Genomic DNA, 24,585 nt, shown 5'->3' on the forward strand with positions numbered 1-24,585 from the left:
CTATATTAAAATACCCCTTTGGGGTGTTAGCGCTAAAACCCATATTTTAAGTTTTACCGTTAAACATTAGAGATAAATCTGTTCGCCTGAAAGGCGAAGGTTTTAACCTTGTGCATGGAAAATAAAAGTATCTAAAAATTGTACTGAAAAAAAGCCACTTTCATATTCTTGAAAGTGGCTTTTTTATTACAGAACAGTGTCTATTTTGGGCCAGCAATTTTAGATAGGACAAAATCTTCCAGGCCTTAAAACCCCAGAAAATAAAACCAGAAAATAAAAAGGGTGTTTTTTAATTATAAAGTTCACATCAAAATAGCCTATGAATGCTATATTAATTTATCAAAACCATATTTTGCCGCCCCTAGCAGGGCAATCAGTTCATCTTTAACAAGACGTACCCCTATACGCTCCAGGTCAGAATGCTTTGTATCACAATCAATAAACTCTTGAATAAAGTATTGATTATCAACTAAAAATGGATTCTTAATTAATACGCCACCACTAAGATACAGCATGTCACAGGCTTCCAGAAATGTGAGCGCGTAGTTCCTGCAATCTCGCGCCAGAAACTTTGCAAACCACTCAGTCGTTAACGAGTTTTGATCTATTTTTTGTACCACTTGATCCGGCGCTAATATTTCCCCTGTCAGGTATTCATGCAATAGTGCTAAACCTTGCCCTGAAACGACTCTGTCACCATTAGGGTACTTTCCAGAAAATTTATTACGTAAAAACTCAAGATACTGCAATTCACTGCTATTTTGAAATGGAAAAGTTATTTGTCCAGCTTCCGATGGGCAGGTAATTGGCTTTTTCTCGTCCATTATCGTTGCGCAGTGCCCCAAGCCAGTCCCGGCTCCGATGACGACAAATCCATGTTTTACTTGCTTTTCAGGATGCCTTATTGCCAAGAAGTTAGCATTCTGTTCAGCCATGCATCCATATGCCTGCGCTTCAAAATCATTAATCAGGTGTATATTATTGCTTAATAAGTCCTGACTTAAATGAACATCCCAGGGCAGATTTACCAGACCAACGGGAGTTCCGTGAATAACCGGGCCTGGTACAGCAAGCACTGAAATATCCGCTTGTTTATAGTTAATTGCATCATCAATTTTTATAACAGACTGTAGCAAGTCTTCAATGGATACGTAATCAGTCGTAGTAACCGTTATTTGACTAAGCAGCGTGAATTCCTGATTAGGTGAGGCATTATATAGCGCTAACCTGCTACTCGTGCCTCCAATATCTGCTACAAAAATACGCAATACTTTTTTCATAAGTTTATACCTGACCATTCCTTAATCAGTGTTTTTCCACCTGAATCACTCGCTCCAACCACTGCGTATTACAGCTTGTGCCGCTACTGTCTATCAGTTGTAAGCGCACGTTGTATTTGCCGGGTTTGCTGTAGGCATGGAACACCTGTTTGCCATTGCCCTGCTGACCATCGCCAAAGAACCAGTGGTATTGCAGCGTATCGCCATCGGCATCGCTTGAGGTGCTGGCATCAAACAGCAACGCATCATGCGCGCCACCATTGTAATAAGGTGGCTCAGGCAGTTTCATCTGCGCAACGGGAGGCGTATTGATATATATTTTCAATTGCGTGCTGTGTGATTGGCAAATACTGCCAGAGTCATCTGTCACCTGGAGTTGCGTCGTATAAATACCACTTTCAGCAAAGGCATAATTCAGTTTCGCCATATTTTGCAATTCATTATTGTCAAATGACCATTCATAAGCTGTGATTGTGCCATCAGGGTCATAAGATACGCTGCCATCAAAGTTGATTTTCTCATCAGGGCAGAAACGTTGTCCTGGTACTTTAATTAATGCCGTTGGCGTTTGATTAATGACCTGATTGCGATGCATGGTTTCCTGCTGCCCAGTGCTTGCATTGTGTACCGCAAGACTGACAGTATAAGTACCGGGATGCGGGTATTGATAAGCCATTTGAGGCTGGTTGTCGGGTTGTTGGCTATCTTGCGGATAACCAAAATTCCACAGCCAGTTCAGCTTATCGGTATTTTTTGCATAGACCTGTCCATCAAAGTTAATCACTTCATCCGGGCAGTACACGGGTTTTTGGGTGCTGATTTGCGGTTGCAACGGGGCTTTAACCTCAACTTTCAGGGTAACACTGCCGTGGCTGTTATCCAGCTCCAGATTGTCTTTGACGATAAGACGTGCAGTATAAATGCCCGGTTTGCTATAGCGGTGTCTGATTTGTATACCACTGTCAACCTGACCATCACCAAAATCCCATTGATATTTGCTGAGCTTGCCATCAGGATCATACGAGGCGGAAGCGTCAAATAATACATTTTCATGTACCATAACTTGCTTATCCGCGCCAGCATCGGCAATTGGGGCTGCGTTAATGGTCAATTGATGGGAGATTTCAGCTTGATTGCACTTGTCCTGCTGCTCATTAAGCAAGGTCAGTTTAACCTGATACAAACCTGCTTTTTCGTAAGCGTGTTGAGTTTGCGCCCCTTCTGCCTGCTGTCCATCACCAAAATCCCAGAGATAACGGTCAATATGCACCGCATTATTGGTTTCCAAGTCATTTTTTAGTGGATTGGCGCTGAATGTTACCACTTGATTTTGTGGTGCGTGATTAGGCGCGGAGAGTTCCGCGCTGGGCGCTGCCAGCACCGTAACCTGCAAGCTGTCGCTGTGGGTATTGGCGCAATGACCATATTGATCACCGGTAATGGTCAGGTTGACCTGATATTGTCCGGGCATAGCGTACAAATGAGTGGGCGCTGCACCACCACCAGTATTACCATCACCAAAGTTCCAGGCATAGGCATTGACTACGCCATCGGTATCACGCGATTGCTTGCCATCAAAATAGACCGGGCTGTGGGTGCAGACACTTTGATCCGGCCCGGCAACGGCAATGGGCGCTTCAGCAATTTGGATCAGCATTTCTGTCGTATCACGATTACAGGATAAGCCGGAATCATCTTCCACTGTCAGTTTAATCGGATACAAGCCGCCTTGGTCAAAGCTTTGTACCGGGCTGATACCCTCCACCGTGCTTTGATTGCCAAAACTCCATAAATATTTTAATTTATTGCCATCGGCATCACTGGATTTAGTGGCATCAAATAAAATCACTTCACCGGCACAGCCTTGCTGCGGCCCACTGATTTTTGCCAACGGCGGGCGATTAATATGTACCTGCCCGGAAGTCTGGTGTTTAGCATTGGCTTGTCTGCTGCCATCATCAACCCATAGTGTCACCGGATATTTACCACCTTTGGCATAACTGTGGTTGACTTGAGTTGCATGAGCAGCGGGACTGTCATCGCCAAAATCCCAGGTATAAGACAGCGGATCGCCATCAGCATCAGTGGATGCGCTGGCATCAAAGTGCAGATTATGCGCACAACTGTGTTGATCCGGGTTCATTTGTGCAACCGGCGCATGATTAACGTAAATGGTCAGGCTGTCGCTGTGGCTGGCGTTGATCGCGCCACTGTCATCAGTGACTTGCAGCGTTGCGCTATAAATGCCTGCCTGCTCAAAGCTGCGGCGGGTTTTAGCCTGCTGCGCTGTGCCTTGCTCGTCACTGAATATCCACTGGTAATGGCTGAGTTTGCCATCAGGATCGGAGGATAAGCCGCCATCGAATGTCACCATAGCTCCTGGCATGGTTAATATATCTTTACCGGCGCGTGCGGTAGGCTGATAATTGACGCTGACCAGGGTTTCATCAAAACCCAGTGCCTGCGCATGACCACTATTATCCGTCACTTTAAGCTGGACACGGTATAAGCCCGGTTTGTCGAAAGTATGCGAGACCTCAGCGCCGTTTGCAGTTGAGGCTTCACTATAATCTGCAAAATCCCAGTCCCAGCTTTGCACTTCACCATCAGGATCAAATGAACCACGACCATCAAACCGGACGCTTTCTCCAGGTTTGATTAAATGCTCAACACCCGCATCGGCAATTGGTTTGGCATTAATTAATACGTTTAAGTTGTCGCTGCGACTTTTGCTGGAAGTGCCGGAATCATCCGTCACTGTCAGTACGACATTATATGTGCCGGGAGCGGCATAAACATGCTGGGTCTTTTCACCATTGCCACGCTGCCCGTCACCAAAATCCCAGTCCCAGGCAATGAGCTTGCCATCACCGTCACTGGAAGCACTGCCGTCAAACAAAATCTGGCTGGCAGTCAAGTGCTGATCTTCACCGGCTTTGGCGACAGGCGGTTCATTGATGACCACTTGAAATGAAGTATCAGTGCGTTTGTTTGCCGTGCCGGAATCATCTTCAACCGCCAGTGTAATCACATAGGTACCGGGTTCGGCATAAGCGTGTTTGACCTGCTCACCTTGTCCGCTCTGACCATCGCCAAAATCCCACAACCAGGTGCTGATTTTACCGTCACTATCTGTGGATTGTTTTCCGTCAAATAATAACACCTGCTGGGTTGCGGCAATTTCTGCATCAACGCTGGCGTGGGGTTGCGGGGGATCGTTGACAACCACAGTCAGCTTATCCTGGGTCTGGCTATTGGTGACATCGGCATTATCGGTCACAGTTAAGCGTACACTGTAAACACCGGGCTTGCCATACTGATGCTCGACTTGTTGTCCACTTTGCTGCGTGCCATCACCAAAATCCCATTGGTAAGCACTAATTTCACCATCACTGTCAAAACTATTGCTGCCATCCAATGCAACGACCTCATCAATCGCAACATGTTGATTGTCCCCGGCATTCACCACGGGAGGCGCATTTACCCAGACTTCCAGGGAGGCCTGGTCAAAGTTACAGGGGCTGGAAGAGTCATCTTCCACGCGCAGACGCACGGTATATAAACCTGCCTGTGGATAACGGTGTTTGACCAACAAGCCATTGGCGCGCTGCCCATCATCAAAATCCCAGAAATAGTTTTTAATCACACCATCTGCATCGCTGGAAGCGCTGGCATCAAATAACAGATCCTGTCCAGGTGCACCCACTAAATTAGAGCCTGCCTGTGCAATGGGCGGCTGATTTAACAACAGTGGAAAACTTTGCTGGCTGCGGCTGGCAATGCGTCCGGAGTCATCTTGAATATTCAATTGATACTGATAACTGCCGGGTTGTTGATAAGGATGAATCACCCGCACGCCCGTGGCGCTTTCTCCATCACCAAAATTCCAGGCATAATTGAGTACCCGACCATTGGCATCGGTGGAAGGGGAGGCATCAAATACCACGGATTTACAATCGGATAAAAATTCGGTACGGGCCAATGGCACGGGACGTACATTACTGCGTACTAAACGAATTGGTAGTTCAATTGGCAGGACGTCCTGATTTTGATCATTAACATATAAGGCCAGATTATTATGTAATGAAGGCGGGGTTTTAATAATCACTGCCGCCATTTGCCCACTATGTTCCGGGGCTAATACCAAGCTGTTTTTTTGCCACTCCCCCTGACCAGATGGTGTCAGCGGGAAATCTGATAAGTAAGGGGTTTCAAATTCGATTTGCGCATGTTCTAAATCAAAGTTATGAATTTCCAGACTGCTGGTTTGTGCGGGTACAAAAAAACGAAATTCTGCAAAATAGCCCATTTTTCTGGAAAAGGGCTTTTTAGGAATGGATGCGGTTGGAGAAAAGGTAAAAATTTTAGCCTGTTCGGGCAAATGGTTTTGCTTATTCCGGGTACTGAGCATGACATCAAACAAGTTGCCATCATTACCTTTCAGCCCTTGCACCAGTAATTTGAAATAATAAAAATCACCAATTTTTTCACCGGATTGTGGCTGAATTTCTGCCAGCGTATACCAATGCTTATCGGTAAACTTATCAACACCAAATTCTTTTGTAACCAATAAGCTGCCACGGTTTAAGCTTTCACTGGTGGGGTTGTGTTGATGTAGAGAGGTGTCGGAATAGGCACCTTCTCCACCAAACAAACTGAAACGGGTGCGGGTATTCCAAGGCCCGGCGCTTTCATCCCAGGCTCCACCACAATCTGGATCAAAAATACGCACATAGAGTGGTTGCTGAATTGCCGCAGGTACTTTCAGAAAAATAAGTTGGGTAAACTTATCATCCCCTTCATAACTGGCCGCTTCATTACCAAAAGTGACTAATGGCACCGTGTTCAGCGCAAAAACAGCAGGGCTGAGCAGTAAGCAAAATAACAATAGCGAGTATTTGATACGCATTTGACTGGTTTCCGTAAACTAATTATTTTTTTTAATTTTCTTAATCGCCTCAAGCCCCTTGTAACGCTGTGCATGGACTACCGCAATATTTTTTTTGAGCTCATTACGTTTTTTGTCATCCCGCTCTTGTTCCAGCTTGTTTTTAAGTGCCGTTTCTTTTTTCTTCAGCTTTTTTAAAATATCCTTAAAGCACTTAATTTTTGCGCCTTGTTTATTTTTGTCAGCCGAAAGAAACCTTTTAACACTTTTTAATAACTTAGGAGTTTTCATAGCAGCCTCATAGGGTTAGCTGGTTTTTTGAGAGTCTAAAACTTTTTGCACTTCATCGGTATCAAGCGCGAGACTGCGCTCCAGGGTTTTCATCTCAATATCACCTGTCGCAAACAGCACTTCGCCCATTGTAATCAGCTTTTTAGTCATATTTTGCGCATAAGACGTATCGTTCATTAACGAGGTTGCCATTTCTGCACTGATTTTATCCTCATGAATTAGTTTCTCTAAAGTACCATTTGCAGTGGTATCATCGGACTCTATCTTGAGCTTCATCGTATCTAGTTCAAGCACATCACCGTCTGCTTTGGCTTCTTCTAAATGCCGTAAAACTGATAATAACTGTATTCTGATTTTATTGTACTCATCACGAATATAGGCATTATCAGAGACAATATAACGTGAAAGATTTTTTTGTAAATGCTTGGTGTCTTTAATCGCTTCAACAATATCACGCCCCGCAGCGCGTAATTCAAATAACTCATCGCCATGTTCAGCCGTCATTTGGACCTGGGCGCGACTGATAAAAGCAACAATATCAGAGTATAAACCCTTAATATTACGATTGTATGACTCATCAATATTTATCGGTATCAATTTTTTGGTTTGTGTAATCACCGTATCAGGATCTTTATCTGAAACAATATCATGCCTGTGTAAATTCAAGCCGTGGGCAATGATCATAAAGGCGTTGTCATACAAGTGCAGGGTTTCTTTGCGAACGGACTCGATTGCCGTGTCTGAAATCGCCTCAGTGGCAGGGTTTAAGTATTTCGGCGTGGCCACCGAAACCTTTTTTTCAGGCATCAGTTTCTCTAAAAAATCAACCAGTTGGCCAGTGAAAGGAATCATGACAATGATGCCTATACTATTAAAAATGGTATGAAAAACTGCCAGCTTTAAAGTGTAATCATCGGCGCTAATACCAACCCAATGTGAAAAACTATCCACTGCATTCATAATCTGGTAGATGAAAACAATGGCAATGATGGCCGTCACCATATTAAAAATAAGGTGTGCCATTGCCAGTCGTTTGCCTTGAACGTTGGCGCTAAGTGAGCCAATAATCGCGGTGATGGTTGTCCCCACATTTGCACCAATCGCCAGCGCCAGGCCGTTTTCATAGGTAATTTGTTGTGCTGCCAGTGCGGTGATGATAATAACCAGCGTGGCATGGCTAGATTGCATGATAACGGTTGCCGCAATGCCAAGCAGGGCAAACAAAAACAGCCCTGGATAGCCTGCTACGGCAAAGTCTTTGAGATCAATTGTGGTTCTAAAGGCTTCAAAGCCTTCTTTCATATAATGGATGCCGAGAAACAAAAAACCTAAACCCGCCAGAATATAACCGAGGCCTTTGATTGAGCGTGATTTTTGGAACACCATAATAATGCCAAATACCAGCATTGGCATGGCATAGGCTGAGATTTTAACCTTAAGTCCAAAGCCTGCAATCAGCCAGGCCCCCGTGGTGGTTCCAAGGTTGGCCCCAAAAATAATTCCAATGCCCGCAGCAAGCCCGATGAGTCCCGCGCTTAAAAAAGAAATGGTAATCACGGATACCAAAGAGCTGGATTGCATCAATGTAGTGGAGAGAACCCCAAAACTGAGGCTTTTCCATAACTTATTGGTCGTTTTTTGTAAAAGTTTTTCGAGTATACCGCCGGTAAAGGCTTTAAAGCCTTCCTCCATAAATAACATGCCAAACAGAAAAATAGCCACGCCAGCGGCGATTTCCTTAAAATCAGGACTGACCCAAAACCCGTAAGCCAGAATCATAAATATGGTAGGTAGAAATATCTTTTTTATCATAATCTTATGTACTTATCAGGTGGTAATATATGTCTTTGTTAATCTCAGCCTTGGCGCAAATATAGAGCTTGGCAAGGCACAAATAAAAATCAGCATGAAGTGAAAGAGCTTTTTTTACATTCCAAACCTTCAAAACCTGCGAAAAAAAAGTGTTTGCATAATACCACTTTTTTAAGCAAGCTCAATTGCTGAAAAATCTTCTTCCGGGCGTTTGGTCAAGACTTCCACACCCGTTTCCGTCACCAGTATCGTGTGTTCCCATTGCGCGGAAAGACTGCGATCTTTGGTCAATACTGTCCAGCCATCAGACAGGCGTTTGATGTGGCGTTTACCTGCATTAATCATTGGCTCTATGGTGAAGGTCATACCCGGTTTCAGTTCAATCCCGCTACCCAGCTCACCATAATGCATGACTTGCGGCTCTTCGTGGAATTCCAGGCCAATACCATGTCCACAATATTCCTGCACCACGCTGCAACGTTTGGATTCCGCATAACGCTGGATGGCATAACCAATGTCTCCCAGGTAAGCGCCCGGTCTAACCGTAGCGATTCCCCGGCGCAGGCATTCATAAGTAATGTCCACCAGACGCTTACCCTGAATGCTGGGTTTACCCAAATAAAACATTTTACTGGTATCACCATGATAACCCTCTTTAATCACAGTGATGTCAATATTTAAAATATCACCATTTTTTAAATGTTTATTATTAGGTATACCGTGACAGACCACATGATTGACGGAAGTGCAAATGGATTTACTAAACCCCCGGTAATTCAGAGGCGCAGGAATCACTTTTTGTTCATTGACCATAAAATCATGACAAAGCTGGTTAATTTTCTCGGTGGTGATCCCCACTTGTACATGAGGCTCGATCATTTCCAGCACTTGCGCCGCCAAACGTCCGGCAACACGCATTTTTTCAATCGCTTCAGGACTTTTAATCGTTACAGGCATAAGGGGGTCTTCTGACAGTAAATAAATCATTGGTGTTACGCAAAAGCTTTTTTTATGCTTTAGACAAGGCATAAAAAAACCGCTTTTTACTCCACTCTGATTTTTGGGTAATTCGAGAAAATTTCAGGTTTAAAACAAAAATAACAGGGTGTGTAACATCGCTAAATAAAAAATCAGGATTGTTAAAATCCGGCTTCTGTGGTATAAAGCGCACGCTCTTTTAATTAAAGAGTATTCACTTAAATACGCAGCTATCTTTTACAGATAGCTTGATATAATAGCATTTGTCGAGTTTTACAACACTAAAACGGCATGTGCATCATTTATTTCTCACACATATCGGCACATAATTGTGGGTGCCTGGTATATTTTTTTAAATATACCCTAAGGTTCAGTTATGGGATATGTGGAGGTTTAACCCTTTATTTGTTTTTGGAGTATTTTAATGGCTACAGTATCCATGCGCCAAATGTTAGAAGCCGGCGTGCATTTCGGTCACCAGTCCCGCTACTGGAATCCTCAGATGTCCCCTTATATTTTTGGGGAACGCAATAAAATCCACATTATCAACCTTGAGCAAAGTCTGCCCATGTATCAGGATGCCCTGAACTTTATGGGTAAACTGGCATCAAAAAAAGGTAAAATTCTGTTTGTCGGCACTAAACGCGCCGCGCAGGATGCCGTGCGCGAAGCTGCGGAAAAATGTGGTATGCCTTATGTCAACCGGCGTTGGTTAGGTGGTATGTTGACCAACTATAAAACCGTAAAAACTTCGATCAAACGTCTGCGTGATCTGGAAGTGATGACAGAAGACGGCAGCATGGATCGTCTGTCTAAAAAAGAAGGCCTGATGTTACAGCGCGAGCTAGATAAGCTTGAGCGCAGCCTGGGCGGTATTAAAAATATGAATGGTCTGCCTGATGCCATGTTTGTGGTTGACGTAGGTCATGAAAATATTGCGGTTAAAGAAGCCGTAAAACTGGGTATTCCTGTTATTGGCGTGGTTGATACCAATAATACCCCTAAAGATATTGATTACATCATTCCTGGTAATGATGACGCGATTCGTGCAATCCGCTTATATGTGGATGGTGCGGCAGACTCTATTCTGGAAAGCATTCAGGCTTCTGCTCAAATCAGCGCCAGCAGCGATGATTTTGTTGAAGAAACCGAGCAGGCAGCAGCCGAAGCACCAGCCAGCGAAGCAGTTGCACCTGTTGAAGCTGCACCTGTTGAAGCCGCACCTGTTGAAGCTGCACCCGCTGAAGCCGCAACAGATAACGCGTAATTGATGCGCAGGTTTCTGTGCGCATTTAATAGATGAAATACGGGCACCTGATTTATTGATCAGGTGCCCATTTGATAAGATGAGGATAGGCTATGCAAATTACCGCAGCTTTAGTTAAAGAACTGCGTGAGCGCACTGGTGCTGGCATGATGGAATGCAAAAAAGCACTGGTTGAACATGAAGGTGATATTGACGCAGCGATTGAAGCCATGCGTATTTCTGGACAGGCTCAGGCAGCTAAAAAGGCCGGGCGTGTTGCTGCTGAAGGTTTAGTCAGCTTTGTGCGTGATGGTAATAAAGCGGCTTTAGCAGAAGTCAATTGTGAAACCGATTTTGTATCTAAAGGTGATGACTTCAAAGATTTTTGTGACGCAGTTGCCAAAGCGGCACTGGATAGCAATAGCGATGATGTCGCCACATTAGCAGACACGGCAACAGCAAATGGTCAGACCGTTGAAGGCTTGCGCAAGGACATAATCGCCAAGCTGGGCGAAAACATGAATGTGCGTCGCGTGGCTTTGTTTGACAGCGCGGTTATCGGTAATTATATGCATGGCAGTCGTATCGGCGTGACCGTCACCTTAGACGGTGGTGATGAAGCACTGGCAAAAGATATTGCCATGCACGTTGCCGCCAGTCGCCCTTTATGTATTGCTGAAGCTAATGTTGATCCGGCAGTGCTGGAAAAAGAAAAAGGCATTTTGATTGCCCAGGCACAAGACAGCGGCAAACCCGCAGATATTATTGAAAAAATGATTCAAGGTCGTTTGAAAAAATATCTGAAAGAAATCACCCTGCTGGGTCAGCCTTTTGTTAAAGACCCTGACCAGAGCGTAGAAAAACTGCTGAAAGCGGCAGGTGCGACGGTAACGAGCTTTGTACGTTATGAAGTGGGCGAAGGTATCGAAAAGAAAACCGAAAACTTTGCCGAAGAAGTCATGCAGCAAGCTGCTGGCAATTAATAGAACCTTTGCTTTGTGGTCAGGTGTTTGATAATACCTGACCGCTGCATTGTCAGCTTCATTTTGAGCTGTAGTAGACCTTCCAGGTTTTGAAAACCTGGAAGGTCTTTTAGTAAAATGCAAATGAAGCCCCCTGTGTAACATCAGTTTATAAACTTTATATTCAATTCCAGGTGATGCCAATGACCACGCCCGTTTATTCTCGTGTTTTATTAAAACTCAGCGGTGAAGCCCTGATGGGCGAACAGGCTTTTGGGATTGATCCCAAAGTCACCCAGGCGATGGCAGATGCCATAAAAGACCTGGTGAATGCTGGCGTGGAACCTGCCATTGTGGTGGGTGGCGGTAATATTTTTCGTGGTGTCAGCTTGGCGGCGGAAGGTGTCAATCAGGTGACTGCCGATCACATGGGCATGTTAGCGACCACCATCAATGCCCTGGCCTTATATAATGCACTCAAACAAAATGGCATGGCAGCGCGAGTGATGTCAGCCATTCCTATGGATGGCGTATGTGAAAACTATTCCTGGTGGAAAGCCATAGAGCATCTACAACAGGGCGAAGTGGTGATTTTTGCCGCCGGCACCGGCAACCCCTTCTTTACCACAGACTCCGCTGCCAGTTTACGCGCCATTGAAATCCAGGCAGATTTGATGATTAAAGCCACCAAAGTTGATGGCGTGTATAGTGCCGATCCCGTTAAACACCCCGATGCGCAGCGTTTTGAAAATTTAAGTTATGATGAAGTGATTCATCAGGAATTGGCGGTTATGGATATGGCTTCGGTTATCCTGTGCCGGGATCATAAAATGCCCCTGCGGGTGTTGAATATGAGCAAGCAACATGCTTTGTTACATGCAGTGATGGGGAAAAATGAGGGGACTTTGATTCATTCCTGAATTTGTGGTTTACGGTTTACGTAATATGTTTTCAGAAACAGGGCATAAAAATTAACTTTCCAGATTTAGATCGTATTACAATTAATCCGCAAGTTATGGGGGGGGGAAGCCTTGTATTCGTGGAATAAGAATAACGGTTGGAACAATAACAGGACTCCTGGCCGCTGGCAAAACAAACGAAGAAATATTGAAGCTTTATCCTGATTTGGAAAAAAATGCCAACAAGCCAAGTGTCATACAGCTTAGAATGGAAAATATCTTGCCATCTGTAATGGGAAACATGGTAGTTGAAGCATTGAATAGCGTATCAAAAGCACTGAAAAATGGGGCACTTGTAACAATAGATCCTAAGCGGCACAGAATTCGCCTTTTGCCTTTAAGACATTGAGTTTTGATAAACTGCAAGGCGGATAAGGAGTGAGGATAAAATAAATACAGAAACTGGGCGCAGGATTTTTATTCATTTTCAAGGCGTGAAAACAGGCGCATAGCAAGCTATGTAACTGTTTTCGGAACGCAGAAAATGGAGAAAAAGACCAGCCAGGTTGCTGAAGTTATAAAATTCTCACTCCTAAGTCAAGTGGAGTGGGCGAAATGCCGCCACAATATTTATATTACCTCGTTCCCAACGTCTTCGTTGGGAACGCAGGCCTTGGAAGCTCCAGCTTCCCGCCTTTATCCTTGCAAGCTGGAGCTTGCAGGCAGGCGTTACCAAGCAGAGCTTGGTAACGAGGGAAAATTATCCTATCGTAGTCCACTTTCTTCTATCTCATTGATGTAAGACATGCGCTGAAACTGGATACATAGTAGAATACGGTGATTAATACTCATAAATAATTACCTTGTTCCCAACGTCTTCGTTAGGAACACAGGCCTTGGAAGCCCCAGCTTCCCACCTTTATCCCTGCAAGCTCAAGCTTGCAGACAGGCGTTACCAGGCAGAGCTTGGTAACAAGGGAAAATGAGGAAAACTGTATCATGGGATTTAGTAACTTTAAAACAGAAAGAGAAGTCGCAAAAAGGTTTAACCTTAAAACAAATAGCAAACCTTTTATAAAGTTATTGCCACTTAAAGATATACCTGATTATAAATTTGAGGAAATAAAAGAAAACTTCAAAGATCCCTTGAGTTTCTTATCAGAATCAGCGACTTGTGAAGACATCATTAAACCAGTATTAAAGGTGCTTGACAAACATTATCCGAATTTTCGCGTTTGGTCGCATGTGAGCTATAATGTTGATCCTGATAATGATCTTGCTGGTACTCCGGATTTTCTGATAGCCCCGACAACTGAAATACGTGGCGAATTTGGCATACCGCCACTTTGTGTGATAGCAGCTAAAAAAGCTGACCGGGATCAAGCTTGGGCACAAGCACTGGCTGAAATGTATGCGGCATCAACACAAGGTGCGGCAATGTGCTATGCAGTCGTTACCACAGGGGAAGAATGGCAGTTCGGTAAATTTGACAGGGAAAATGCTTTATTCACAAAACAGATGAATAAGCTATCCGTTTTAGATGACAATGATGAGCCGGGCAATCTGCAGAAATTATTTGATACCTTGAATTGGCTGTTTGATAAAGCCAGTAAGGTTGAAATTATTAAAGAATAATGGATAAACTTAAAACCAAGGCATAAACAACATGATCGAAGAAATCAAACAAGACTCCGCCAGTCGGATGGAAAAAAGCCTGGAATCTTTGCGCCAGGATTTCATTAAAATTCGTACCGGTCGTGCGCATACCAGTTTATTGGATCATCTCAGCGTACCTTATTATGGCAATGATACTCCATTAAGTCAGGTGGCTAATGTCACGGTTATTGACTCACGTACCCTGGGCGTTACGCCGTGGGAAAAACCGATGGTTACGGTGGTTGAAAAAGCCATTATGGACTCTGACCTGGGATTAAACCCTTCAACAGCCGGTATGCTGATTCGTATCCCGCTGCCTTCCATGACTGAAGAACGTCGTAAAGAACTGGTTAAACTGGTACGCGGTGAAGCCGAAGGTGGGCGGATTGCAATGCGTAATATCCGCCGGGATGCAAATAATCAATTAAAGAAAATGGTTAAAGACAAAGAAATCAGCGAAGATGACGAGCGCCGTGGTGAAGATGTGGTGCAAAAATTGACTGATCAACTGATTGCGAAAGTTGATGCTTTGCTTGCTGAAAAAGAAGCTGAATTAATGGAAGTGTGAACTCGGCATTTCCAAAACAAGCAAAATATTAAATGCCAGAATCTCCCACATCCTTACCACGCCACGTTGCTATCATTATGGATGGCAATGGGCGCTGGGCCAAAAAGCGTTTGCTGCCCCGTTATGCGGGTCATAAAGTGGGCGTGGAAAGCGTCCGCAAGATTGTAACCCATTGCACTCAACAGGGGATTGAGGTCTTAACCCTGTTTGCTTTCAGCAGTGAAAACTGGCAGCGTCCACAACGCGAAGTCAATCTGCTGATGGATTTGTTTTTATTGTCCCTGCGCAATGAAGCGCGTCGCCTGCATAAGAATAATGTGCGCCTGAAAATCATTGGTGAGCGCAAGGCTTTTCCTGACAAGCTTCAACGACGAATTGATGAAGTTGAAGCCCTGACCCAGCACAATACCGGTTTAACGCTGGTGGTTGCGGCTAATTATGGTGGGCGTTGGGATATCGCCCAGGCTGCGCAAAAGCTGGCAGAACAGGTGCAGGCCGGTTTAATCAAGCTGGAAGACATCACTTCCGCGCAGCTTGCGCCCCATCTGTGTTTAACGGATTTACCCGCGCCAGATTTATTTATTCGCACCGGCGGCGAGCAGCGCATTAGTAATTTTTTGCTGTGGCAGTTGGCCTATACCGAACTTTATTTCACCCCAATTTTATGGCCTGATTTTAATCAAACCGCTTTTGAGGAAGCTCTGGAGGCATTTGCTTCCCGGCAGCGCCGCTTTGGACGCACCGGGGATCAGGTTGAACAACAAAATCATTTGGAAAAAAATAGCTGATGCTCAAGCAACGTATACTGACAGCGCTTATCCTCATCCCGCTTGTCGTGCTGGCAATTTTGTACTTACCGACGACGACTTTGATGTTATTGTTTGCAGTGGTGTTGGGCTTGGCTGCCTGGGAATGGAGTCGCATTGCGGGCTGGCAGGAAACAGCCGGGCAATTGTTTTATGTTGCAGCAATGGCTTTGATTTTATGGGACTTAAATATCTTCCTGATGCAGCAGGCTGACCGGATGCAAATTTTCTTGTGGGTTGCGGCAGCGTGGTGGTTATTGGCACTATTTCTGGTCTGGCAATATCAATTTTCCAAAATTACACAATTAATTAATGCCCGTTGGCTGAAAAGTCTGATGGGTTTTTTAATTTTATTACCCACCTGGTTTGCTTTAAGTCATTTGCATCAAAGCCGGGGCGGCGACTGGCTGCTATTTTTACTGGTATTAATCTGGACAGCCGATAGCGGGGCTTATTTTGCCGGACGGCGCTGGGGTAAACATAAATTAGCCAAGCGGGTCAGCCCTGGGAAAACCTGGGAAGGCGTGGCTGGTGCAGTTGTCAGTAGTCTGTTATTAACCCTGCTGTGGCTGTGGTGGTCGAATTTAGCAATGCCTGCCGCCTTATGGTTGCTGCTTTTATCGGTATTGACGGTGCTTGCTTCCATTCTGGGTGATTTATTGGAAAGCCTGTTTAAAAGGCAGACCGGCATTAAAGACAGCAGTCAATTATTGCCAGGGCATGGCGGCATACTGGATCGTATCGATAGTCTGACTGCTGCTGCCCCGATCTTTGTTCTGGGTTTAGGGTTTATTTTATAAAACCTGAGCACTCAGGTTATCAAAGGAAAACGCATGAGTGGTATTACAATTCTGGGTTCTACCGGCAGTATTGGGGTAAACACCTTAGATGTTATTCGCCAGCATCCAGGGCGTTATGAAGTGGTTGCGCTGACAGCGCACACCTCAGTGGATAAATTATATGAACAATGCCTGGAATGGCATCCACGTTATGCCGTGTTGCGTGATGAAAGCGCTGCTGAGCAACTGCAAAATCGCTTAGCCAGCAGCTTGCCGGATATTGAAGTATTGGCAGGTGAAGCAGGTCTTGAAAAAGTTGCGGCTTTGCCGGAAGTATCAATTGTCATGGCGGCAATTGTCGGTGCTGCCGGTTTGTTATCAACGCTGGCAGCGGCGCAGGCAGGTAAAAAAGTTTTATTGGCGAATAAAGAAGCACTGGTCATGTCAGGCCAGCTTTTTATGGACGCTATCAGCCGCAATCAGGCCACTTTATTGCCAATAGACAGTGAACATAACGCCATTTTCCAATGCTTGTTTAATCAGGATAAAAATGCGGTTGAAAGGATTTTATTAACCGCTTCCGGTGGCCCTTTCCGTACCTGGTCGCCTGAGCAGTTAGCTGATGTTACGCCAGCGCAAGCCTGCGCGCACCCCAACTGGGAAATGGGCCAAAAAATCTCGGTTGATTCTGCGACCATGATGAATAAAGGTCTGGAAGTGATTGAGGCGCACTGGTTGTTTAACCTGCCTACCGAGCAGATTGAAGTATTGATACATCCACAAAGCGTGATTCACTCCCTGGTTGAATATGCAGATGGCTCTTTACTGGCGCAATTAGGCAATCCCGATATGCGCACCCCTATTGCGTATGGTCTGGCCTGGCCGCAACGCATGGCTTCAGGTGTGGCGCGACTGGATTTAACCCGTGTCGCCAAGCTGAACTTTGAAGCTGCTGATTTTTCACGTTTCCCCTGTTTGCAGTTGGCATATGAAGCCTTGATTGCAGGCGGCACCACCACCACTATCTTAAATGCCGCTAATGAAGTTGCGGTGGATGCATTTTTAAACCAGAAGCTGGCTTTTACCCAGATTGCTGCCATTATTGAACAAACGCTTGGACATATTTCCGGACGACCTGCACAAACGCTGGAGGTGATTTTGGAAGATGATCAACAAGCGCGGGAATTTGCCACTGCTAAATTAACTTGAATTCGACAGAAGCTCGAACAGTGCTTCTGTCTCATGCTAAGTTATTGAGATTGATATTTTTATGCTGACCTTACTTCAAGCTATTTTTGCTTTCCTCATCACGCTGGCTATTTTAGTGACAGTGCATGAGTGGGGGCATTATTGGGTAGCTAAACGCCTCGGGGTCAAAATCCTGCGGTTTTCCGTTGGTTTTGGCAAGCCTTTGCTGCAACGTCGTTTTGGTGCTGACCAGACAGAGTTTGTGCTCGCGCCGATACCACTGGGCGGTTATGTCAAAATGCTGGATGAAAATGAAGGCGAGGTTCCTGTTGAAGAGGTGCATCGCGCATTTAACCGCCAAGCCTTATGGAAACGTGCGGCAATCGTGGTGGCTGGCCCTCTGGTTAATTTTCTGTTTGCAATTCTGGCATTTACCTTGATGTTTATGTTAGGGGTGAAGGGCTTAACCCCATTTATAGGCGAAGTAACACCTGATTCGATTGCCGATCACGGGGGCTTGAAAGCCAATCAGCAGATCATCCAGGTTAATCAACAACCGACATTACGTTGGGAGTCGGTGATTCACAAAACCCTGGAAACGGTACTGGACAAAGAAAATGCCGAATATGCCGTGCGCGATGAACAGGGGCGAACCTCTTTACACGAATTAGCACTGGATGATTTGGTACCCGATGATTTCACCCGGAAAAATCTGTTTGATAAACTGGGCTTTAAGGTTTTTCGTCCTCGCCTGCCGCCGGTTGTCGGCAAAATATTGCCTGATAGTGCCGCGCAAAAAGCCGGATTACAGGTGAATGATGAAATGCGCAGTCTGAGTGGTGAAAAAACGCCAGACTGGAAAACCTGGGCCAGCATTATTGCCAAAAATCCTGAACAAATGCTGGTACTTGAGGTGTTGCGCAATGGACAAATTCTGGCACTGGATTTAACCCCAAAGAATCGCGATGGCAAAGGTTTTGCCGGTGTGGGGCCGCTAGTACCGGATGAATGGCCGCCTGCAAAGTATTATTCCACCGAGCAATATAACCTTTGGGCAGCAGTGCCTAAGGCCGTGGATAAAACCTGGCAAATGACCGTGTTATCCTTACGCATGATGGCGAAGATGCTGACCCTGGAAGTGTCGCCTAAAAACATCAGCGGCCCGGTACGCATTGCCGAATATGCCGGTCATTCCTGGGACTTGGGTGTGGAGCGGTTTTTATTTTTTCTGGGGCTGATTAGTCTCAGTCTGGGTATTATCAACCTGTTGCCGATTCCCATGCTAGACGGCGGACATTTGTTATTTTATCTGGTTGAGTGGGTAAAAGGCAGTCCCTTGTCAGAGAATATGATGTTTTTCTGGCAGAAAATTGGGATCACATTGGTGTTGATGCTGATGATGCTGGCACTTTATAATGATTTTTTACATTTATTTGAATAAATCACACAAAAACTATAAAAAAATCTCAATACACGCTACACTGCAACACTTTTGAGCAGTCTAATTTTACCTTTGCCGGAAAATCTTTAAGATCTTCCGGCTGAACTTCAACGACGTGAATCGTATGCGTTTCAAGCTAATCCAATCGCTGATCCATTCCTTAGGGTTTCTGTTTTTTATTTTTTACAGTGCGCAAGCACTGGCTTTTCCTGCGTTTTCCGTGCAGGAAATTCGCTTAAAAGGTTTAGAACGTATTTCCCCAGGGACCGTATTTAACTATTTGCCGGTTCAAAAAGGTGATGTGCTAAATGAGCAACAATCTCAAAAAGTCATTGCCGCCTTGTTTAAAACCGGTTTGTTTAATGACATCCGTCTGGCGCAAAATGGTGGTGAGTTAATTTTAAGTTTTGTGGAACGCCCCGCAATTTCTGAAATCACCTATACCGGTAACAAAGAACTGGACACCAAAGAACTGGTTCAGGCCTTAAAAAAAGTGGGTTTTGCCGAAGGCCGGGTATTTGATCGCTCTATTCTGGAGAAAGTGGAACTGGAACTACAGCGGCAATATTTCAGCCTGGGGCGTTATTCCGCACAGTTAAAAACAACCGTCACGCCACAAGCTAACAATCGGGTTAATATTCAAATTGATATTTCCGAAGGTTTGCCTGCAACGATTCATAAGATCACAATCGTTGGTAACAAAGATTTTCCGGACAATGTGCTCGATGATGTATTTCAACTGCACCCCACGACATTTATGTCCTTTTTTAATAAGTCCGATCAGTATTCCAAACAAAAACTGGCTGCCGATCAGGAGGCGTTAAGAGCCTTTTACCTGGATAGAGGTTATCTGAATTTTTCCATTGATTCGACTCAAGTTTCGATCACACCGGATAAAAAACATATTTATATCACGGTGAATATCAATGAGGGCCAGCGTTATAGTGTGTCTGGCGTTAAATTGATAGGCAAGCACATTGTGCCTGAAGCAGAACTGCGCAGCCGTATTAAAATCCAGGCTGGCAGCGTGTTTTCCCGTAAGTTAGTAACAGCGAGTACCGAGGCCATCAGTGAACGCCTGGGCGATGAGGGTTATTTATTTGCCGATATTAACGCAGTACCGGAACCGGTTGCAAAAGGCAGTACAGAAGTTTTATTAAACTTTTATATTGATCCCGGTCGCCGCGTTTATGTACGACGGATCAATTTTTCTGGTAATACCAAAACCCAGGATGAAGTCATGCGCCGGGAAATGCGCCAGATGGAAGCGGCCTGGGCATCCAGTAAACAGATTAAACGCTCACAAGTGCGTTTGCAGCGTTTGGGCTTTTTTGAAAATGTTGATGTGCAAACCCGTCGCATTCCCGACGTATCGGATCAGGTGGACATTGATTATACCGTCACTGAACGCCCTTCCGGTAACTTCCTTGCCAGTTTGGGCTATTCACAAACCGAAGGCTTGCTGTTTAATGCCAGTGTAACGCAGGAAAATTTTCTGGGTACCGGTAAACGTGTGGGCGTAGAGTTTAATAACAGCAGCGTGAATACAGCCTATAGCCTGAGCTATTTTGATCCCTATTTTTCAATCAATGGCGTCAGTCAAAGTATCGGCGCTTATTATCGTAATACGGATGCTGAAGAGGCAAATTTGAGTCGTTATGCTTTGGACAGTTATGGCGGGCATGTTCGTTATGGCTTTCCGATTAATGAATATGACAATATTAATATCGGGCTGGAACCGGAAATCTTAAAAGTTGAAACCACCGATGTCACACCAATAGAAATTAAAGATTATATCGCTCAATATGGTGATGACTTTAAAACCTTGAAAGCCACCACAAGCTGGGCGCATGATACCCGGGATCGCAGCTTGTTTCCTGATCGCGGCGTGTTACAATCACTTTATCTGGAAACGACGATTCCCATTGGCGACAACCTGGAATTTTATAAAGTAACGGCTAAGCAGCACTGGTATCAACCCTTATACAAGAAGTTTATATTTCTACTTAAAGCAGAAGTCGCTTATGGTGAAAGTTATGGCGATGCATCTTATCCATTTTTTGAAAACTTTGTTGCCGGTGGTCCACGCAGTATTCGTGGATTTAAAGAGAACACGCTGGGGCCGAGGGATTCCAATAACGATCCGCTGGGTGGCAACTTGAAACTGGTCAGTAACCTTGAGCTGATTATGCCAACACCATTTACCGAATATTCACGCAAATTCCGGGTTTCCGCTTTTGTTGATATCGGTAATGTTTATGGCGTGGATGAGAAATTCAAAGCCTCAGAATTACGCTACTCAACAGGTTTGGCGGCAACCTGGTTATCCCCTATGGGCGCACTGAGTTTTAGTTTAGCCAAGCCTTTGAAAAAACAAGATAATGATGAAACACAGATATTCCAGTTTACGCTGGGAACCCTATTTTAACGTAAGGTGAAAGCGGTTTTCAGCACATTAAGCACTGTAAAAAACGCACACCGAACACACTGAATTAACCCATATAAAATAGAAACAGGAGCCTATTTTGAACAAGAAACATCCCATATTCATGCTGACACTGATGAGTATACTGCTTTTACCTGTAAGCAATATACACGCAGCAGACATTAAAATTGGTTTTGTTAATATTTTGCAGGTGCTGGATATGGCACCCCAGGCAAAAACCGCCGATGCGCGTTTAAAGCAGGAATTTGCACCCCGAGAAAAACGCTTAACCCGGATTGGTGATGAGATCCGGCGTATGGAATCGCGTCTGCAAAAAGAAGAAGATATTATGAGCGCGAAGGAAGTCACCCGTTTGAGCAAACAGGTGCGCAGTAAAAGCCGTGAATTTGAACGTGAAAAAGATGAGCTGAGTGAAGATTTTAATTTGCGCCGCAACGAAGAAATTGCAAAACTGCAAAAACAGATCTATAAAGCCATCGTCTCCTTGTCAGAAGCAGAAGGTTATGACCTGGTAGTTGGAGAAGGCGTGATTCATGCCAGCAAACGGGTTGATATTACCAACAAAGTGTTGGGACAACTGAAAAAAATGAAATAAGCACCTCTTTAGTTATGGGTAGTTCATCCATCACCTTACAAAGTCTGGCTGATCATATTGGCGCAAAACTGGCATTGCTGGAGCCACAGCAAGCGGATGCAGGGATTAGCAATGTTGCCACTTTAATGGCGGCAAATGCCGGAAGCGTCAGCTTTTTCAGCAATCGCCTTTACCGGAAAGCATTACAAGAGACCCGCGCCAGCGCTGTTATTATTTCATCGCAGGATGCGGCTTTCTGTCCAGTTTCCAGACTGGTTGTGGATAACCCTTATGTGGCTTACGCACATGCTGCGCGTTTGCTCAATATCCCTGAACCATTGCAAGCGGGCGTTCACCCCAGTGCCTGGGTCAGCCCGGAAGCCTGGCTGCACCCCAGTGTGGAAGTGGGGCCTAATGCTGTGGTTGAAGCCGGTGTTAAATTATTGGCAAATGTACGTATTGGCCCAGGTTGTGTGATCGAAAAAGGCTGTGAAATTGGTGAAGACAGCTATTTACACGCTAATGTGACAATTTGTACTGACAGCCAAATTGGTAAAAAAGTCATTATTCATGCTGGCGCAGTGATTGGCGCAGATGGCTTTGGTCTGGCCCGGGATCATACGGGCTGGGTAAAAGTACCACAACTAGGCATCGTGCGGGTTGGCAATGAAGTGGAAATCGGTGCCAATACAACCATTGATCGCGGCGCATTAGGTGATACAGTTTTACATGATCAAGTGAAGCTGGATAATCTGGTGCATATTGCCCACAATGTACAAATTGGCGAACAAACTGCAATTGCTGCGCAATCAGGCATTGCCGGTAGTACCAAGATTGGTGCCAGGTGTTTATTCGGTGGAAAAACCGGTGTGGTTGGACATATTGAAATTACTGATGATGTGCATGTGACTGGCGGCAGTAATATTTTACGAGCGATTGTTGAACCGGGTGTTTATTCTTCTGGTACGCCTTTAGAAAAAAATCAGTCATGGCGTAAAAACTACTTACGGTTTCAGCAATTGGACAAGATGGCAAAACAACTTAAAAAATTACAAGCATTTTTAGAAACAAGGAAACGAGATTAGATAATGGACAGCATGGATATTCATGAAATTTTGCAACATTTGCCACATCGTTATCCATTTCTGTTGATTGATCGGGTTACTGATTATTCAATCGGAGAATATTTGGTAGCGATTAAAAATGTCTCATTTAATGAACCTTTTTTTCAGGGGCATTTCCCCATCAGACCTGTCATGCCCGGAGTGTTAGTCGTTGAGGCCATGGCCCAGGCAACCGGCGTTTTATCTTTTAAAACCGCCGAGGCAAGACCTGAAGATGGCTCTTTATATTATCTTGCAGGTATCGATAAAGCGCGTTTTAAGCAGCCTGTAGAACCGGGCGATCAATTGGTTATAACCGTCACCTTGCAACGCACAGCACGGGGGGTCTGGAAATATGAAGCCGTATCCAAAGTAGATGATAAGGTCGTTGCCACCGCAGATTTAATGTGTATACATAGGGAAGTGCAGTCTTGATAGATCCTCGCGCCATCATTGATCCAACAGCAGAGTTGGATAGCAGTGTCGAAGTCGGGCCTTTTTCAGTGATTGGCGCGGGGGTGCAAATTGATGCCGGCACCTGGATCGGCTCTCATGCCGTCATTAAAGGGCCAACCCGGATCGGTAAAAATAACCGAATTTATCAGTTTACGTCATTGGGCGAAATTCCTCAGGATAAAAAATATGCCAATGAGGAAACCCGGCTTGAAATCGGTGATGGCAATGAAATCAGAGAATTTTGTACCATGAGCCGAGGCACTGAGCAGGGTGGCGGCATCACCCGTATAGGTGATGACAACTGGATCATGTCCTACACCCATTTTGCGCATGACTGCCAGGTGGGTAATCACACGATTTTCGCCAATAATGCTTCTTTGGCAGGACACGCCATCGTTGAAGATCATGTCATTTTAGGTGGTTTTTCCGGTGTTCATCAGTTCTGCGCACTGGGTGCACACAGCTTTATCGCCGCAGGTGCCATCGTCTTAAAAGATGTCCCACCCTTTGTGATGGCCGCAGGTGGTGATGGCGCAACAGCAAACGGCCTGAACCGGGAAGGTATGAAGCGGCGCGGATTTTCTCCTGAGACTATGGCTTTGCTGCGTAAAGCCTATAAGATTCTATATCGACAGAATTTGACGCTGAAAGCAGCGTTATTGGAATTGGAAAAATTACGCGAGGAATCTAAAGAGGTCGGTCAAATGATTGATTTCATTCAAAAGTCCTCCCGAGGTATAGTACGCTAAAACTATCATAAAATCTTGCATTGCAAGGTTTTATGATAGTTTTTGAATATTTCACCAAACACCAGCGACAAAAAAGATCCATTGCGGCATTCCCGCCCCATTCATTACACAGTGAATGAAGATTTACATGTTCAGGGATTGTTATTTCCCACAAAACTTACCAATCCGGTTCAGGAATCTTTGATTATTACTTGATTTATGGATACAGCCTCTATAGTTTTTCATAAAAATAGTTTCACGGATAACACCCCTTCGAAGGGGTGTTATCCGTCAAGCGTCTGGAAATTATTTATCTGAAAAACAATAGCAACTTTCCCGGAATAGCAGCGTATCCTAACGGATTTGTAAGCAATACCAAAAAATAGATAGCTGCCTGCGCAGACATGATAATGGAGAGGATCTGAATAGTTACATAATTCTGAAGAACATGAGCTAGATGCCAAAATATATATCGTATCTTAAG

At 44.8% G+C, this 24,585-nt stretch carries 20 protein-coding genes and 1 pseudogene; 16 read left to right on the forward strand and 5 right to left on the reverse strand.

Going from position 1 to position 24,585, the window contains the following annotated elements; genetic code table 11:
• Positions 1-326: 326 nt before the first annotated feature.
• The 5 genes from QUF61_RS15895 to map all read right to left on the reverse strand — a co-directional run bounded on the left by QUF61_RS15895 (position 327) and on the right by map (position 9,228).
• Positions 327-1,280 (reverse strand): glucokinase, encoded by a 954-nt coding sequence (locus QUF61_RS15895; RefSeq protein WP_289682580.1) that lies wholly within the window; start codon positions 1,278-1,280, stop codon positions 327-329.
• Between the two features lie 25 nt (positions 1,281-1,305).
• The gene (locus QUF61_RS15900; protein ID WP_289682581.1) at positions 1,306-6,189 is read right to left on the reverse strand and encodes a PKD domain-containing protein; all 4,884 of its coding nucleotides are present in this window, start codon (positions 6,187-6,189) and stop codon (positions 1,306-1,308) included.
• 18 nt (positions 6,190-6,207) lie between these two features.
• Positions 6,208-6,459 (reverse strand): hypothetical protein, encoded by a 252-nt coding sequence (locus tag QUF61_RS15905; protein WP_103919782.1) that lies wholly within the window; start codon positions 6,457-6,459, stop codon positions 6,208-6,210.
• A gap of 15 nt (positions 6,460-6,474) precedes the next feature.
• A complete protein-coding gene (locus QUF61_RS15910) occupies positions 6,475-8,271 on the reverse strand; it encodes a Na/Pi cotransporter family protein (protein WP_103919783.1) in 1,797 nt (598 codons plus the stop codon).
• A 171-nt stretch (positions 8,272-8,442) separates the two neighbouring features.
• A complete protein-coding gene (gene map / locus QUF61_RS15915) occupies positions 8,443-9,228 on the reverse strand; it encodes a type I methionyl aminopeptidase (RefSeq protein ID WP_103919833.1) in 786 nt (261 codons plus the stop codon).
• A gap of 445 nt (positions 9,229-9,673) precedes the next feature.
• Here map and rpsB point away from each other — a divergent pair, with 445 nt between their 5' ends.
• The 16 genes and pseudogenes from rpsB (at position 9,674) to lpxA (ending at position 24,122) form a co-directional block, all read left to right on the forward strand.
• Positions 9,674-10,516 (forward strand): 30S ribosomal protein S2, encoded by an 843-nt coding sequence (rpsB, locus tag QUF61_RS15920; protein ID WP_103919784.1) that lies wholly within the window; start codon positions 9,674-9,676, stop codon positions 10,514-10,516.
• A gap of 92 nt (positions 10,517-10,608) precedes the next feature.
• Positions 10,609-11,478, forward strand: a complete 870-nt coding sequence (tsf, locus tag QUF61_RS15925; RefSeq protein ID WP_103919785.1) for a translation elongation factor Ts — start codon at positions 10,609-10,611, stop codon at positions 11,476-11,478.
• Positions 11,479-11,660: 182 nt separating this feature from the next.
• A complete protein-coding gene (gene pyrH, locus QUF61_RS15930; RefSeq protein ID WP_289682582.1) occupies positions 11,661-12,377 on the forward strand; it encodes a UMP kinase in 717 nt (238 codons plus the stop codon).
• Between the two features lie 112 nt (positions 12,378-12,489).
• Positions 12,490-12,765: pseudogene (locus QUF61_RS18270) on the forward strand (DUF433 domain-containing protein); the annotation flags it as partial.
• A 135-nt stretch (positions 12,766-12,900) separates the two neighbouring features.
• The gene (locus QUF61_RS15935) at positions 12,901-13,158 is read left to right on the forward strand and encodes a hypothetical protein (protein WP_289682584.1); all 258 of its coding nucleotides are present in this window, start codon (positions 12,901-12,903) and stop codon (positions 13,156-13,158) included.
• 197 nt (positions 13,159-13,355) lie between these two features.
• A complete protein-coding gene (locus tag QUF61_RS15940) occupies positions 13,356-13,991 on the forward strand; it encodes a hypothetical protein (protein WP_103919787.1) in 636 nt (211 codons plus the stop codon).
• Between the two features lie 31 nt (positions 13,992-14,022).
• Positions 14,023-14,580 (forward strand): ribosome recycling factor, encoded by a 558-nt coding sequence (gene frr / locus QUF61_RS15945; RefSeq protein ID WP_103919788.1) that lies wholly within the window; start codon positions 14,023-14,025, stop codon positions 14,578-14,580.
• Positions 14,581-14,612: 32 nt separating this feature from the next.
• Positions 14,613-15,368 (forward strand): isoprenyl transferase, encoded by a 756-nt coding sequence (locus QUF61_RS15950; protein WP_103919789.1) that lies wholly within the window; start codon positions 14,613-14,615, stop codon positions 15,366-15,368.
• A complete protein-coding gene (locus QUF61_RS15955) occupies positions 15,368-16,186 on the forward strand; it encodes a phosphatidate cytidylyltransferase (protein WP_289682586.1) in 819 nt (272 codons plus the stop codon). Before QUF61_RS15950 ends, QUF61_RS15955 begins: the two co-directional genes overlap by 1 nt.
• Before the next feature lie 33 nt (positions 16,187-16,219).
• Positions 16,220-17,374, forward strand: coding sequence for a 1-deoxy-D-xylulose-5-phosphate reductoisomerase (ispC, locus tag QUF61_RS15960; protein ID WP_289682587.1), 1,155 nt, complete (start codon positions 16,220-16,222; stop codon positions 17,372-17,374).
• A gap of 61 nt (positions 17,375-17,435) precedes the next feature.
• Entirely contained in the window at positions 17,436-18,794 is a 1,359-nt protein-coding gene (rseP, locus tag QUF61_RS15965) for an RIP metalloprotease RseP (RefSeq protein WP_289682589.1), read from the forward strand.
• 124 nt (positions 18,795-18,918) lie between these two features.
• Complete coding sequence (bamA, locus tag QUF61_RS15970) at positions 18,919-21,222, forward strand: outer membrane protein assembly factor BamA (protein ID WP_289682590.1); 2,304 nt, start codon at positions 18,919-18,921, stop codon at positions 21,220-21,222.
• A 97-nt stretch (positions 21,223-21,319) separates the two neighbouring features.
• Positions 21,320-21,835, forward strand: coding sequence for an OmpH/Skp family outer membrane protein (locus QUF61_RS15975; protein WP_146066695.1), 516 nt, complete (start codon positions 21,320-21,322; stop codon positions 21,833-21,835).
• Positions 21,836-21,849: 14 nt separating this feature from the next.
• On the forward strand, positions 21,850-22,899 hold the full coding sequence (gene lpxD, locus QUF61_RS15980) for a UDP-3-O-(3-hydroxymyristoyl)glucosamine N-acyltransferase (protein ID WP_103919793.1): 1,050 nt from the start codon (positions 21,850-21,852) through the stop codon (positions 22,897-22,899).
• 3 nt (positions 22,900-22,902) lie between these two features.
• The gene (fabZ, locus tag QUF61_RS15985; RefSeq protein ID WP_103919794.1) at positions 22,903-23,352 is read left to right on the forward strand and encodes a 3-hydroxyacyl-ACP dehydratase FabZ; all 450 of its coding nucleotides are present in this window, start codon (positions 22,903-22,905) and stop codon (positions 23,350-23,352) included.
• Positions 23,349-24,122 carry an acyl-ACP--UDP-N-acetylglucosamine O-acyltransferase gene (lpxA, locus tag QUF61_RS15990; protein ID WP_103919795.1) on the forward strand — a complete coding sequence of 258 codons (774 nt, stop codon included), beginning with the start codon at positions 23,349-23,351 and terminating at the stop codon, positions 24,120-24,122. Before fabZ ends, lpxA begins: the two co-directional genes overlap by 4 nt.
• Positions 24,123-24,585 lie beyond the last annotated feature (463 nt).

It is taken from the genome of Candidatus Venteria ishoeyi, assembly GCF_030378065.1.
Classification (GTDB): domain Bacteria; phylum Pseudomonadota; class Gammaproteobacteria; order Beggiatoales; family Beggiatoaceae; genus Venteria; species Venteria ishoeyi.